Source organism: Pseudoxanthomonas putridarboris, from assembly GCF_038321125.1.
Lineage (GTDB): Bacteria > Pseudomonadota > Gammaproteobacteria > Xanthomonadales > Xanthomonadaceae > Pseudoxanthomonas_A > Pseudoxanthomonas_A putridarboris.
This window is the reverse complement of record NZ_JBBWWT010000002.1, coordinates 329867-344143: the sequence shown is the minus strand read 5'-3', so window position 1 is coordinate 344143 and position 14277 is coordinate 329867. Positions and strand designations below refer to the sequence as shown.

Annotated in this window: 11 protein-coding genes; 6 read left to right on the top strand and 5 right to left on the bottom strand. The window is 67.1% G+C overall.

Features of this window, described 5'->3' with window-relative positions; genetic code table 11:
- Positions 1–63: 63 nt before the first annotated feature.
- On the bottom strand, positions 64–1437 hold the full coding sequence (locus AAD027_RS05590; protein ID WP_341725027.1) for an MBL fold metallo-hydrolase RNA specificity domain-containing protein: 1374 nt from the start codon (positions 1435–1437) through the stop codon (positions 64–66).
- A 267-nt stretch (positions 1438–1704) separates the two neighbouring features.
- On the opposite strand from AAD027_RS05590, the gene AAD027_RS05585 reads away from it, so the two are divergent.
- The 4 genes from AAD027_RS05585 to AAD027_RS05570 all read left to right on the top strand — a co-directional run bounded on the left by AAD027_RS05585 (position 1705) and on the right by AAD027_RS05570 (position 9204).
- A complete protein-coding gene (locus tag AAD027_RS05585) occupies positions 1705–3777 on the top strand; it encodes a M13 family metallopeptidase (RefSeq protein WP_341725402.1) in 2073 nt (690 codons plus the stop codon).
- A 100-nt stretch (positions 3778–3877) separates the two neighbouring features.
- Positions 3878–5959 (top strand): M13 family metallopeptidase, encoded by a 2082-nt coding sequence (locus AAD027_RS05580; RefSeq protein ID WP_341725026.1) that lies wholly within the window; start codon positions 3878–3880, stop codon positions 5957–5959.
- Between the two features lie 344 nt (positions 5960–6303).
- Complete coding sequence (locus AAD027_RS05575; RefSeq protein ID WP_341725025.1) at positions 6304–8331, top strand: M13 family metallopeptidase; 2028 nt, start codon at positions 6304–6306, stop codon at positions 8329–8331.
- Between the two features lie 93 nt (positions 8332–8424).
- Positions 8425–9204, top strand: a complete 780-nt coding sequence (locus AAD027_RS05570; RefSeq protein ID WP_341725024.1) for an IS1595 family transposase — start codon at positions 8425–8427, stop codon at positions 9202–9204.
- 59 nt (positions 9205–9263) lie between these two features.
- Here AAD027_RS05570 and AAD027_RS05565 read toward each other — a convergent pair whose 3' ends face one another.
- Both AAD027_RS05565 and AAD027_RS05560 read right to left on the bottom strand, forming a co-directional pair.
- Complete coding sequence (locus tag AAD027_RS05565) at positions 9264–9923, bottom strand: rhomboid family intramembrane serine protease (protein WP_341725023.1); 660 nt, start codon at positions 9921–9923, stop codon at positions 9264–9266.
- 43 nt (positions 9924–9966) lie between these two features.
- Positions 9967–10305 (bottom strand): MGMT family protein, encoded by a 339-nt coding sequence (locus tag AAD027_RS05560; RefSeq protein ID WP_341725022.1) that lies wholly within the window; start codon positions 10303–10305, stop codon positions 9967–9969.
- A gap of 42 nt (positions 10306–10347) precedes the next feature.
- Here AAD027_RS05560 and AAD027_RS05555 point away from each other — a divergent pair, with 42 nt between their 5' ends.
- Positions 10348–10758, top strand: coding sequence for a hypothetical protein (locus AAD027_RS05555; protein WP_341725021.1), 411 nt, complete (start codon positions 10348–10350; stop codon positions 10756–10758).
- Between the two features lie 166 nt (positions 10759–10924).
- Here AAD027_RS05555 and AAD027_RS05550 read toward each other — a convergent pair whose 3' ends face one another.
- A complete protein-coding gene (locus tag AAD027_RS05550) occupies positions 10925–12049 on the bottom strand; it encodes an inorganic phosphate transporter (RefSeq protein WP_341725020.1) in 1125 nt (374 codons plus the stop codon).
- 12 nt (positions 12050–12061) lie between these two features.
- Positions 12062–12688 (bottom strand): DUF47 domain-containing protein, encoded by a 627-nt coding sequence (locus AAD027_RS05545; RefSeq protein WP_341725019.1) that lies wholly within the window; start codon positions 12686–12688, stop codon positions 12062–12064.
- A gap of 280 nt (positions 12689–12968) precedes the next feature.
- Between AAD027_RS05545 and AAD027_RS05540 the strand changes: the two genes are divergently transcribed.
- Positions 12969–14276, top strand: a complete 1308-nt coding sequence (locus AAD027_RS05540) for a hemolysin family protein (RefSeq protein ID WP_425605398.1) — start codon at positions 12969–12971, stop codon at positions 14274–14276.
- The last annotated feature ends 1 nt before the right edge of the window (position 14277 follow it).

The following is a 14277-nucleotide window of genomic DNA, read 5'->3' as shown; positions in this document are numbered from 1 at the left end:
CAACGGCCAGGGCGCATTCGGGAAGGCATCCGGATGCGTCGCCAGCGGTGGGCCGGGCCCGCCCTACACGTCGATCGCCATTCCCGGCCTTGCCAACGCGACATCCACGCCGTGGCGCTCGCCGATCTCGCCGGCCAGTGCTTCGCGCGCCTTGTCCTCGCCGTGCACCAGGACCAGCGGGGGCGATGGCTGGAAATGGGCGTACCAGTCCATCAGGCCGCGCTGGTCGGTGTGCGCGGACAGGCCGCCGACGGTGTGGCGCTGCGCGTTGACGCGGTAGTCGCGGCCGTGGATACGCACCCACGCCGCGCCATCCACCAGCCGGCGGCCCAGCGTACCCGCGGCCTGGTAGCCGACGAACACCACGTGCGCGTTGCGGCGGCCCAGGTTGTGCTTCAGGTGGTGCTGGATGCGGCCGCCGTTGGCCATGCCGGAGCCGGCGATGATGATGGCGCCGTTCTCGATCAGGTTGATCGCCATCGACTGCTGCGTGCTTTCGGACACGTGCAGGTTGGGCAGGCGGAACGGATTGGGCGATTGCCGCCAAACCGCCTGTGCGTCCTCGTCGAACAGGCCGTGGTGGCGGGCGTACACGTTGACCACCTTGGCCGCCATCGGGCTGTCCAGGAAGATGCGCCAGCGAGAAAGCTTCCAGGCGTCCCAGTGGCGGGCGAACCAGTACAGCAGTTCCTGGGTGCGGCCCACGGCGAAGGCGGGAATCAGCACGTTGCCGCGGTCGCGCCAGGCGTGCTCGAAGATGTCGCCCAGTTCGCGGACCGTCTCCGGGCGGTCGCGGTGGTTGCGGTCGCCGTAGGTGGATTCCATCACCAGCAGGTCGGCCTGCCGCACCACCGCCGGGTCGCGCAGGATGGGCGTGCCCTTCGGCCCCAGATCGCCCGAAAACACCAGCTTGCGGCCGTCGGCCCACAGTTCGACGATGGCCGAGCCCAGGATGTGGCCGGCATCGCGCAGCGCGATGTCCACGCCCGGCAGGATCGTCGTGCGTTCGTCGTAGGACTGCGGGCGCACCTGCCGCAGCGTGGCCTGCGCGTCCTCGGCGGTGAACAGCGGCTGCGCCTCGGGTTCGCCGCGGCGACGGTCGCGGTTGGCGCGCTCGGCTTCGGATTCGGACAGCGAGGCTGCATCCAGCAGCATCACCGGCATCAGTTCGGCGCTGGCGTGCTGGGTGTGGATGGGGCCGCGGAAGCCGCGCTTGACCAGCAGCGGCACGCGGCCGATGTGGTCGATGTGGGCGTGGCTGAGCACCACCGCGTCCAGCGTGGCGGGGTCGAACGGGAATGGCCCGGCATTGCGCGCCTCGGCCTCGCGGCTGCCCTGGATCAGGCCACAGTCCAGCAGGATGCGCCGGCCGGCCGCATGGACCAGGTGCATGGAGCCGGTGACCTCGCCGGCGGCGCCGTGGAATTCGACGTGCATGGGGGTTGTCCTCCTTGCTTGCGGGGCAAGTATGGGGGTGTGGGGGGCATGGCGCCGAAAGCCGTTGGTTCGCCATTCGGGCGCGTTGCGACGCGCTCAAATTCACCTGCGCCGACGGTTTAAGGGGGCGCCCCCATGACCTTCGACACACCTGCCGACGCGTGCAGGGGCGTAGAGTCGCGCGCACGCCCCCGATGGGGGTTTCCTTTTTTCATTGCCTCCTCAAGGGGGCCGGAGTAGACCGTGATTGCCCGCAAACCCCAGATCCTGCTGCTGTCGCTTGCCGTAACCGCCGCGCTGGCCGCCTGTTCCAAGAAGGAAGACGCCGCGACCGCCACGCCCGCCGACAGCGCCGCGCTGGAGCTGAAGCTGGATGAAGCCGCGCTGCCGGGCGTCAACCGCTTCCAGCTGGCCGACCTCGACGGCGACAAGAACGCCTGCACCGACTTCGCCGGCTACGCCAACGGCAAGTGGCTGGCCGCCAACGCCATCCCCAGCGACCGCACCAGCTGGGGCGCCTTCGAGATGCTGGCCGAGCGCTCCACCGCCGTGCAGCGCCAGCTGGCCGAGCAGGCCGCCGCGCACCCCGAGGCGACCGGCGTGGAGAAGATCGTCGGCGACCTGTGGGCCACCGGCATGGACGAGGCCAAGGTCAACGCGCAGGGCATCGAGCCGATCCAGCCCGAGCTGGCCGCCATCGACGGCCTGCAGGACAAGGACGCCATCGTGGCGTACCTCAACGACAGCGCCGCCAAGGGCCAGGCCTTCCTGTTCGGCTTCGGCGCCGAAGCGGACTTCGACAAGCCCGACACCAACCTCGCCTACGCTTTCCAGGGCGGTTTGGGCCTGCCGGACAAGAACTTCTACTTCGACGCCGACAAGAAGGACATCCGCGACGGCTACCTGGCCCACATCGCCACCGTGCTGGAGCTGTCCGGCGTGGCCGCGGACGACGCCAAGCGGCAGGCCGAACAGATCATGGCATTCGAGACGCGCCTGGCCAAGGCGTCGAAGTCGCGCGAGGAGATGTCGCGCGACGTATCGCTGTACTACAACCCGGTGACCCTGGCCGACGCGGACGCGCTGACGCCGAACTTCTCGTGGACCCGGTTCTTCGAATCGCAGGGCGTGGCGCCGCAGGAGAAGTTCTCGCTGGCCATCCCGGCCTTCCACCAGGAAGTCAGCAAGATGCTGGGCGACACCGACGCCGCCATCTGGCGCAGCTACCTGCGCTTCCACACCGTCGATGGCGCCGCGCCGTACCTGAGCGATGCGTTCGCCAACGAGAACTTCAACTTCTACAACAAGACGCTGCGCGGGCAGAAGGAAATCCAGCCGCGCTGGAAGCGCGTGCTGTCCACCATCGAGAACCAGACCGGCGAGGCGCTGGGCCAGTTGTACGTCAAGGTGGCCTTCTCGCCCGAGTCCAAGGCGAAGATGGAAACGCTGGTGGCCAACCTGGGCACCGCGCTGAAGGCGCGCATCGAGAACCTGGAGTGGATGGGCGACGAGACCAAGGCCAAGGCGCTGACCAAGCAGGCCGCGTTCACCACCAAGATCGGCTACCCGGACAAGTGGCGCGAGTGGACCGGCCTGACCACCGGCCGCGACAGCTACATCGGCAACGTGCTGGCCGCGCAGGAGTTCAACTACAAGTGGAACCTGGGCAAGATCGGCAAGCCGGTGGACCGCACCGAATGGGGCATGCCGCCGCAGATGGTCAACGCGTACTACAACCCGCTGCAGAACGAGATCGTGTTCCCGGCCGCCATCCTGCAGCCGCCGTTCTTCGACCCCGACGCCACCGATGAGATGAACTACGGCGGCATCGGCGCGGTGATCGGCCACGAGATGACCCACGGTTACGACGACCAGGGCAGCCGCTTCGGGCCGACCGGCAAGTTCGAGAACTGGTGGAGCGAAGCCGACGCCAAGGGCTTCGCCTCGCGCACGGACAAGCTGATCGCCCAGTTCAACGGCTACCGCACCGACGCGGGCCAGGCGATCAACGGCAAGCACACGCTGGGCGAGAACATCGCCGACCTGGGCGGGTTGGCCACGGCCTACGACGCGATGAAGAAGGCCACCGAGGGCACGCCGGACCCGATGACCGACGGGCTGACGCGCGACCAGCGCTTCTTCCTCAACTGGGCCACGGTGTGGCGCCGCAACTTCACCCCGGAAGAGCTGAAGAACCGCATCGCCACCGACGAGCACGCCCCGGCGCAGTTCCGCGCGATCGGCGCGCCTTCCAACCTGCCCGCGTTCGCCGCCGCGTTCTCGTGCAAGCCGGGCGAGCCGATGGTGCGCGCAGGCGACCAGCAGGTCGTGATCTGGTAGGCCTGTTTACGGCACTGGCGGTACCAACGGAGCCCGGCATGTCCGGGCTCCGTCATTTCCTGCGTAGAACGTTCGAGACCCCGTGAATGAGGGCCACGAAATGACACAGGGAATCCGCGTACTTCTCTTGTCGGCAGCCGTGGCGACAGCGGTAGCCGGCTGCCGTCAGGAACAGTTGCCGCCATCGACGCAGGCACCAAGCGTGCCTTATCTCCTCGACCCGGAAAAGCTGGCACCGCTGGTGGAATTCGATGCCGCCGCTCTCGACGAATCCCGGGAACCGTGCGTGGATTTCGATGGCTACGCCAACGGCAAGTGGCTGGCGGCCAATGCCATCCCCGCGGACAAGTATGCGTGGGGCGCCTGGGACATGCTGATCGAACGCTCGCAAAGCGTACAGCGGCAACTGGCGGAACAGGCGGCGGCCCGGCCCGACGCAGCGGGCGTGGACAAGATCGTCGCCGACTTCTGGAGTAGCGGCATGGACGAGGAGCGGCTCGACGCGCTGGGCATCGCCCCCCTGCGCGACGAGCTGGAACTCGTCCGCACCCTGTCCAGCCCGGCGGACATCGCAGGTTACCTGTACCGGAGCGCCGCGCAGGGCCGCGTCCGCCTGTTCGCTTTCGGGCCGTATCCGGATTTCAAGGACGCCACCGTCAACATGGCCTATGCCGAACAGGGCGGACTGGGCATGCCCGACCGCAGCCTGTACCTGGACGCGGACAAGCAGGCGATCCGCGACGCCTATCTGGTCTACATCTCCCGGCTGCTGGTCCTGTCCGGCGGGACGCCGGACAGCGCGGCGCGGCAGGCCGGCGATGTGCTGTCCTTCGAGACGCGCCTGGCCAAAGCCTCGAAATCCCGCGAGGAACTGGCGCGCGACGTGTCCCTCTACTATCACCCGCTCTCGATCGCGGAGGCCGAGAAACTCACGCCCAACTTTTCCTGGACGGCGTTCTTCCGCGCCCAGGGCATCGAGCCGCCGGCGGCGTTCTCCCTGTCCGTCCCCGCCTTCCACCAGGAATACGACCGGATGCTGGCGGACGTCCCCGTGCAGCAATGGCAGCACTACCTGGGTTTCCACGTCATCCATGAAGCGGTTCCCTTCCTGCCGGAGCCCTTCGCCGACGCCGCGGCCGACCTGCTGAAGGTCGCCGCGGGCGTGCAGGAAAAGAGTCCGCGCTGGAAGCGCGTGCTCCGCGAGATCAACCGTCACGTGGAAGAACCGATGGGGCAGTTGTACGTGCAGGTCGCCTTTCCACCCGAATCCAAGGCGAGGATGGAGTCCCTGGTGGAGAACCTGCGCACCGCGTTGAAGGTGCGCATCGAAAAACTGGACTGGATGAGCGACGAAACGAAACACAGGGCGATCGCCAAGTGGGAGAGTTTCACCCCCAAGATCGGCTACCCGGACAAGTGGCGCGACTGGGATGGCCTGAAGACCGCACCGGATGCCTTCCTGGCCAACATGCTGGCCGCGAAGGAATTCAACCACGCGTGGAACCTGAGCAAGATCGGCAAGCCGGTGGACAAGGACGAATGGTTCACCAGCCCGCAGACCGTGAACGCGTTCTACGACCCCCAGGCCAACGAAATCGTGTTCCCGGCGGCCATCCTGCAGCCGCCGTTCTTCGGACTGGCCGCCGACGATGCCCTCAACTACGGCGGCATCGGTGCCGTGATCGGACACGAAATGACCCACGGGTACGACGACCAGGGCTCGCGCTTCGGTCCCAGCGGCGAATTCGAGAACTGGTGGGCCGAGAGCGACAGCATCGCTTACAAGGCCCGCACCAGGAAGCTGATCGAACAGTTCGATGCCTACGAAGTGGGCACCGGCGACAGAGTCAACGGCAACCTGACCCTGAGCGAGAACATCGCCGACCTGGGCGGCCTGGCCACCGCGTACGATGCGATGAAGCTGGCTACCGGCGACCAGGCCGACCCGATGCTGGACAACCTTACCCGCGAGCAGAGATTCTTCCTCGGCTGGGCCACGGTATGGCGCAACAAATACACGCCCGAGTACCAGAAGATCCAACTGGTGGTCGATACGCATGCACCGTCGAGCATCCGTTCGATCGGCGCCCCGTCCAACCTGCCGGCCTTCGCCGCGGCGTTCAGCTGCAAGCCGGGCGCGCCGATGGCGCGCACCGGCGACCAGCAGGTGGTCATCTGGTAAATCCGCGCCCGACCGTGGCGTAGGAGGAAGGCCCGGCTTGCCCGGGCCTTTCCTTTGCCGGGACGCGCGCGCGCCTGCCTGCGATCCGCCCCCGCATGCGGGAAGAAGGGCGATGAGCCGCACCATCCCGCGCAAGATGCGCGCCGGGTGCCGGGGCGGAAATCCCACCCGGCACCCTTCCCCCAACGACCAGCCGCTCGGCGGCGCGGCGCCCCCTTCCCTCTTCGCTCTGTGACGCAGGGCGGAAAATGCCGCCGATCCCGGCGGGAATCGGGGCGTCCGCATTCGGAGTGGGCACGGGCGACTTGCTAGAATCGCCCGACCCTGAACTCTGGACACTGCTGATGCCCACCCTGCGTACCGCGCTCGGCCGCCCCACCTTGATCGCCTTCGCCCTGATTTTCGCCTTGGGCGCCCCCGATGCCGAAGCGCAACGCAACAAGCGTGCCGCCGTACCCGCCGTCAGCCCGCAGTGCAGCGACTTCTATGCCGCCACCAATGCCGACTGGCTGAAACAGAACCCGTTGCCGGCCGGAGTCGGCACGGTCAGCGTGCTGGGCCAGTTCCGCGACCGCACGCTGCAACAGCAGCGCCAGTTGCTGGACGCGGCCATGCAGTCGCCGCAGGGCAACGTGCAGAAGCTGCTGGGCGACTTCTGGGCCAGCGGGCTGGACGAGGCCGCGGTGGAAGCCGACGGCTCCCGCCCGATCGCGCCGCTGCTGGACCGCATCAACGCCATCAAGCGCGCCAAGGACGTGGCCCCGGCCATCGCCGCGCTGCACCAGGTCGGCATCCCGGTGGCGTTCAACTTCAGCCCCGACGTGGACCTGCAGCACCTGGACCGCCACATCGGCTACTTCATGCAGGGCGGCCTGGGCCTGCCCGACCCGGCCTACTACACCCGCACCGACGCCGACACGCGCGAGCTGCTGGGCCGCTACCGCACCTACGTGAAGCAGGTGCTGGCGCTGACCGGCACCCCGGCCAACAAGCTGGACGACGAATCGGCGCTCGTCATCGATCTGGAGACGCGCCTGGCGCAGGTGTCCAAGCCGCTGCTGGACCTGCGCAGCCCCTTCGCCAACTACGCCGCGATACCGACCAAGGACCTGGGCAAGCAGTACCGCAACCTGCAACTGGATGCGTTCCTGAAGGCGCAGGGCGTCAGCGACGACACCGTGTCGATGGCCGACCCGGAACTGTTCAAGCGGCTGGACGAACTGGTCGCCGGCCTCAAGCCGGACCAGTGGAAGAGCTACCTGCGCTGGCGCGTGGGCGATGCGATGGCGCCGTACCTGGCCAAGCCCTTCCGCGATGCCGAATTCGAGTTCCGCGGCCGCGTGCTGCGTGGCGAGGCCGCGCCGGCGCCGCGCTGGCAGCAGGTCCTGGACGCCATCAACCTGGCCGCCGGCCCGATGCTGGGCAAGGAATACGCCGCGCGCTACGTTCCCGCCGACCACACGCGCCGCGCCGAGCAGATCGCCGCGCAGGTGCGCGACGCGCTGGGCCGCGGCATCGAGCGCAACACCTGGATGAGCGAGGTCGCCAAGACCGAAGCCAAGGCCAAGCTGGACAGGCTGAAGATCGAGGTGGGCACGCCCAAGCGGGACCTCGACTACAGCGTGCAGCCGATGGGCCGCGGCAGCTTCGGCGGCAACATGCTGATCGCGTCCACCTGGCGCCATCGCGAGGAGATGAAGCGCATCGGCAAGGGCAATGCCGACCGCCGCTGGGACGTGCTGCCGCAGCAGCCCGCGCTGGCCTACGACATCGCGCAGAACCGCCTGATCGTCACCGCGGCCGTGCTGCAGGAGGAGATCTTCAACGCCAAGGCCACGCAGCTGCCGCCGGCCGTGCTGTACGGCGCCTACGGCGCGCTGGTGGGCCATGAACTGAGTCGCGGCTTCGACGGCAAGGGCCGCATGGTCGACGCCAAGGGCCAGTTGCGCGACTGGTGGACGCCGGCCGACGTGGCCGCGTGGACGGCGCTGGGCGGCAAGGTCGCCGCGCAGTACGACGGCTACGCGTATCCGGGCCTGAAGAGCGTCAATGTCAACGGCAAACTGACCCAGGACGAGAATCTGGCCGACCTGGCCGGCATCGAACTGGCGTGGGACGCCTTCACCACCGCCGAACCGCAGGCCGACGCGGCGGCCAGGCAGTCCTTCTACCAGGCCTGGGCCGGGCTGTGGGCGCAGCAGGTGTCGGAAACCGAAGCGGCGCAGCGCGCGGCCGTGGACGTGCACGCACCCGGCCACTGGCGCGCCAACGGCCCGCTGGTGCAGCAGCCCGCGTTCGCCCAGGCCTTCGCCTGCAAGGCCGGCCAGCCGATGCAGGCGCAGGAAGCGACGCAGATCAGGATCTGGCGCTGACGACGCGCCGTGGGAGGGACGTGAGTCGCGACCATACGAGGAAAAGAAAGGTAATTCCCAAGCAAACCGGACCAGATCTGAGAGGATTTGGTCATGAAGCAATGTCCTGCTTGCGGTGGTAGCCGACACTACGGCCTGTCGGATGGACGACTGAAATGTCGCGCTTGCGGCAAGCGGTTCACCTGGACATCGGTGTGGGACTCGGTGCGCTTACCAGGCACCAGCAAGCACCGCCTGCTGGAGTTGTTCGTGCTCGGTGTGCCGTCCTACCGGCAGCGTTTCCGGAGTGATACCACGGCCGCCACACGTGAACGGTTCTACCGGCTGGTGCGCGCGTGCTGCGCGATGGTGGAGCAACTGCGGGAGCCGTTCGAGGGCGCGCTGGAACTGGACGAAACCACGTTTGGGGGCGCCAGGAAGGGCAAACGTGGTTGGGGTGCTGCCGGCAAGGTGATCGTCTTTGGACTGATCAAGCGCAACGGTCAGGTCAAGGCCATGCCGATCGCGGCGCATGACCGGGCCTCGGTCATGCAGCAGATCGATGCGCACAGCCGTGAAGGTTCGCTGTACTACACCGACGAGTGGCAGGCCTACGCCACCTTACGCTTGCGCGGCGAGCATGTGATGATCCGCAAGGAGAAGGGACGGCCTCTCGGACGTGACCACATCAATGGCATCGAGGGCTTCTGGAGCTATGCCAAGAACTGGCTGTATCCCTACCGGGGCGTGCCCTCCCAATACTTCCATCTGTACCTGGCCGAAGTTTGCTATCGCTTCAACCACCGCCAGCAGGATCTCAAACCCCTGCTTTTAAGGCTTTTGAAGGCCACTTCGATCCAGGAACTGCGGCCCATTCTGGTCCGGAAAGCTTAGGAATTACCAAAAGAAAACGGCGCGGGAAACCGCGCCGTTTTCTTTCCGCTCCGCGCACCTCACTTCACGATGCGCATCCGCGGCGGTGGCGGCCGGCGCTTGCCGAACGGCGGCTGCCCGCGCCAGTAGCGGATCAACAGCCAGCCGAACAGCATGCCGCCCAGGTGCGCGAAATGCCCCACGCCCGGCTGCCAGCCGGTGATGCCGAACAGCAGTGTGGCAACCGCATAGATGATCACCAGCGTGCGCGCGGTGATCTCGACCGGGAAGGGGAAGATGATCATGCGCCGGTTCGGGAACAGCATGCCGAAGCCCAGCAGCAGGCCGAACACGCCGCCCGACGCGCCCAGCGACGAATACAGGCGCCCGGTCTCGGCGGTGAACCACGAGATCGCCAGCAACTGGCACAGGTTCGCGCCGATCAGGCAGACGAAGTAATAGACCAGGTAGCGGCGTTCGCCCCAGGTCTGCTCCAGCGGCGAACCGAATATCCACAGCGCAAGCATGTTGAAGAACAGATGGCCGAAGCCGCCATGCATGAAGCCGCTGGTGAGCAACTGCCATGGCTGGAAGCCGTAACCGGCGGCCGCGGCCGCATCATTGACGGGCCACATCACGAACAGATCGGTGATCGCCGGCGCCAGGAACACCTGCAGCATGAACACCACGCCATTGGCGATCAGCAGGGCCTGGGTGGCGGGGGGAAGTCGGGGGAACATGGAAGTCCTCGCGTCGGCAGACCGCCATGATACGGCTCGCGCGTTAACGCTTGCCGGGTCCCCATAGCGCGGCGTCCAGATCGTCCGCGGGCCGCGCGCGCTTCACCCGCCCGTTCACCACGGTGACGCCCTCGGCGCGCAGCCGCTGGCTCTGCTCACGGTACGCCTTCGAACCCTCGGGGAACGCGATGCGCCCGTCCGAGCGCAGCACGCGGTGCCAGGGCAAGGCCGGATCGTCGTTCTGGCTGAGGATGCGCGCCGCCAGCCGCGCGCGCCCCGGCAGGCCGGCACGATGCGCCACTTCGCCATAGCCGGCGACCTGCCCGCGCGGAATGGCGCGGATCGCGGCGAGGATGCGGTCTTCGGGAGACTTGGCGCTCATTGGGGATTAGCATAGCGGCACTGCGCAACACAGGAGCATGCCATGCAGAACTTCGAACAGGTCCGCGGACACCTGCACTCTTCCGGCTACAAGGTGACCATGCAGGATCCTTACGTCGCCTGCGTGGAACTGTCGCTGGGCAACGGCAAGCGCCACCAGGCGATCTTCCTGTCCGAACTGGGCAATGACGACGAACGCGGCTACCTGCGCGTGAGCACCGTGATCGCACCGATGACCGGCATCGACGCCAAGCGCGCGCTGACCTTCAACTGGCAAAGCAGCGTGGGCTACCTGGCCATCGGCGAACTCGACGGCGTGCCCTACCTGCAACTGTGCGAGAACCGCCCCTACGAAAGCCTCAACCCGGCCGAGGTGGACCGCCTGGTGCTGGAGATCGGCGGCCTGGGCGACAGCATGGAACGCGCCCTGTCGGCGGAGGGCGACCTGCTGTGAATCCGGGATTGGGGATTGGGGATTGGGAAAGCGGCAGATTTCGTAGGGTGGGCCCTGGCCCACCATCAGGGGCCAACATCCAGAATGAAAAGCGCCGGTGGAAGCCGGCGCTTTTTGTTGGTGCAGGAGAACGCCTCCGCGAATCCCCAATCCCGCCCCCGCTCCATCACGCCCAGCCCATCCCCCGCAACAGGCGCAGCAGGCCGTAGGCGATCAGGCCGGAAGCCGGAATCGTCAGTATCCACGCCCAGATGATGCGCTCGACCACGCTGAGCTTCAGCGCGCGCGGGTTCTTGGCGAAGCCCACGCCCATGATGGCGGTGGAGATGCTGTGGGTGGTGGACACCGGCATGCCGAAATGCGCGGCCACGGTGAGGATGGTGGCCGAACTGGTCTCGGCGGCGAAGCCGTTGATCGGGTGCAGCTTGACCATCTTGTGGCCCAGCGTCTTGATGATCTTCCAGCCGCCGGACGCGGTGCCCAGCGCCATCACGATGGCGCAGGTGATGACGATCCACAGCGCGATGTCCTGCCCGCCGCTGGCGCTGCCCGGATGCATGAACGACAGCCAGGCCGGCAGGTCGTCCAGCGCGCCGGAGGCCTGCGCGCCGAACAGGGTCAGCGCGATGATGCCCATGGTCTTCTGCGCGTCGTTGTGGCCGTGCGCATAGCCCATGTAGGCGGCGGACAGGATCTGCGCCTTGCCGAAGAAGGCGTTGACCCAGCGCGGGCGCGCCATCCGGCCCAGCAGGCCGCCGGCCCTGGACATCGCCGCGATCAATCCCCACAGCAACAGCATCACCCCGATGCCCAGCAGGAAGCCGGCGATGGGCGAAGTGATCATCGGCAACAGCACCTTCCACAACAGGCCCTTGTTCTTGGCCCAGTTGCCGACGCTCTCCGACCAGATCAGCGCATCCCAGTCGTTGTGGGCGGCGGCCAGCGCCGCGCCGCACAGGCCGCCGATCAGCGCATGCGAGGACGACGACGGCAGGCCTTTCCACCAGGTGATCAGGTTCCATACGATGCCGCCCAGCAGCGCGCACAGGATCACCTGCGAACTGGCCTCCACCACCTGGGTGTTGACGATGCCGCTGGCGATCGTGGCCGCCACCGCGGTGCCGGTCAGCGCGCCGATCAGGTTCATGACGGCCGCCAGCGCGACCGCCCACCCGGGCGACAGCACCTTGGTGGCCACCACGGTGGCGATGGAATTGGCGGTGTCGTGGAAGCCGTTGATGAATTCGAAGACGAGCGCGGCCAGGATCACCACCAGGACAAGCGTAAGCATCGGCGCGATCCGTCAGCTGTTCTTGAGGATGATCTGGTACGCCACCACGCCGGCCTCGCGGCAGCGGTCGATGGCCTTCTCCAGGATCTCGAAGAACTCCTTCAGCAGGAACATCTGCAGGTTGTCCAGACGGCCGGAATAGATGTCGCGGTACAGTTCCAGCATCAGCCGGTCGGCCTCGTTCTCGATCGCGCGCAGCTTGTCGTTCAGCGCGGTCATGCGGTCGATGTTCATCTTCTTCAGCTCGTGGACCATGTCCACCACCACCGCCGCCGCCTGCTCCAGCATGGCCGCGCGCGGCGCGAAGTCGATGCCGTCCAGGTGCTGGATGGCCAGCGAGTAGCGGTCGGCGAACTTCTCCACCTGCTTGGGGATCTTGTACAGCGCCGAACCCAGCGCCTCGATGTCCTCGCGCTCGATGGGCGTGATGAAGCTGTCCACCAGCGCCTTGCCGATCTTCTCCGAGGCCGCCCGCTCGCGCAGGCGCGCCAGCTTGAAGGCGTCCAGCGCCGGCTGGCGGTCGGTGGCCTTCATCATGCTGTGCAGGGCCTTGGTGCTGTCGTGGGCGGCTTGGGCGGCCTCGTCCAGCAGGGTGTAGAACTGCTGGCCGGAGCCGAAGATCGTCTGCAGGGAGAACATCGGGCGGTCCCACCGTCACGGGATGGACGGCTTCAGGGACAGAATTATGACCGTTTCATGACGGTCCGCGACAGTGCCGGGGGCCCTGTGCGGCTTGCCGACGCGGCGAAAAACGGCCTGTTCAGGCAAGTCCGCACGGTCGCGGGGGTTTGATAAACTGCCCCGGCGCCCACAGGGTGCACCCTATGGACGACGACGACCCTTCTTCCCCCGCCCACTGTCCCCCGCGACGGACCTCGCCCGCTTCGCCGGCCGCCCACCGCCCTGACCGGAGGCCGCCGTGCTGGAGCTGATCCTGGTCGTTTTCGCCTTGATACTGCTCAACGGCTTCTTCGCCATGTCCGAGATGTCGGTCATGACCTCGCGCAAGAGCCGGCTCAAGCAGATGGCCTCTTCCTCCAAGCGCGCGGCCAAGGCGCTGGAACTGTCGGAGAAGCCCGAGAACTTCCTGTCCACCGTGCAGATCGGCATCACCGTGATCGGCGTGCTGACCGGCTTCCTGGGCGGCGAGGCGCTGGGCGAGGCCATCGCCCGCTGGATCCAGGGGCTGATGCCTGGCTTCGCCTACGCCGACTGGATCGGCAAGGCGTTGGCGGTCACCCTGATCACCTTCTTCACCCTGATCTTCGGCGAGCTGGTCCCCAAGCGGCTGGCCCTGACCCGCTCGGAGGACATCGCCGGGCTCGTCGCGCTGCCGATGGGTTGGCTGGCCAAGCTGGCCTTCCCCTTCGTCTGGCTGCTGTCCAGGACCACCTGGCTGGTCCTGCGCCTGCTCGGCCTGGGCAAGGACGAGTCGGCCTCGGTGACCGAGGAGGAAATCCGCATGCTGGTGGCCGAGAGCCACGAGGCCGGCGTCATCGACATCCATGAGCGCGACATGATGAATCGTGTCATGCGCCTGGGCGACCGCACCGCCGACAGCCTGATGACGCCGCGCAAGAAGATCGTGTGGCTGGACGTGGCGGCGAGTTATGCCGAGAACCTGGAAACCATGCGCGAATCGCAGTTCTCGCGCTTCCCGGTCTACCGCGCCGGCGACCATGACGTGATCGGCGTGCTGGAGGTGAAGTCGCTGCTGGACCGCTTCGCCGAGCCGTCGCCTGAAATCTTCCGCGACCTGCGCGAGCCGCTGTTCGTGTCCGAATCCACCCATGCGATGAAGCTGCTGGAGATCTTCCGCGAGGAACAGCAGTCGCTGGCGCTGGTGGTGGACGAATACGGCGAGATCCAGGGCCTGGTGACGCTGAGCGACCTGATGGGCGCGGTGGTCGGCCGCCTGCAGGCCAGCGAAAACACCGAGGACGCGCCGCTGGTGGTGGTGCGCGACGACGGCTCGCTGCTGGTCGATGGCTCGTTGCCCAACGACGACCTGCGCGAATTGCTGGGTGGCGTGACGCTGCCCGACGCCGACGAATACAACACCCTGGCCGGCATGATGATCGAGCGCTTCGGCCGCATCCCCCACGTGGGCGAGCAACTGGAATGGGCGGGCTGGCGCTTCGAGGTGGTGGACCTGGACGGTGCGCGCATCGACAAGCTGCTGCTGCAGCGGCTGCCGCAAACCGACGGCGAAGACCTGGCCGTCTGAC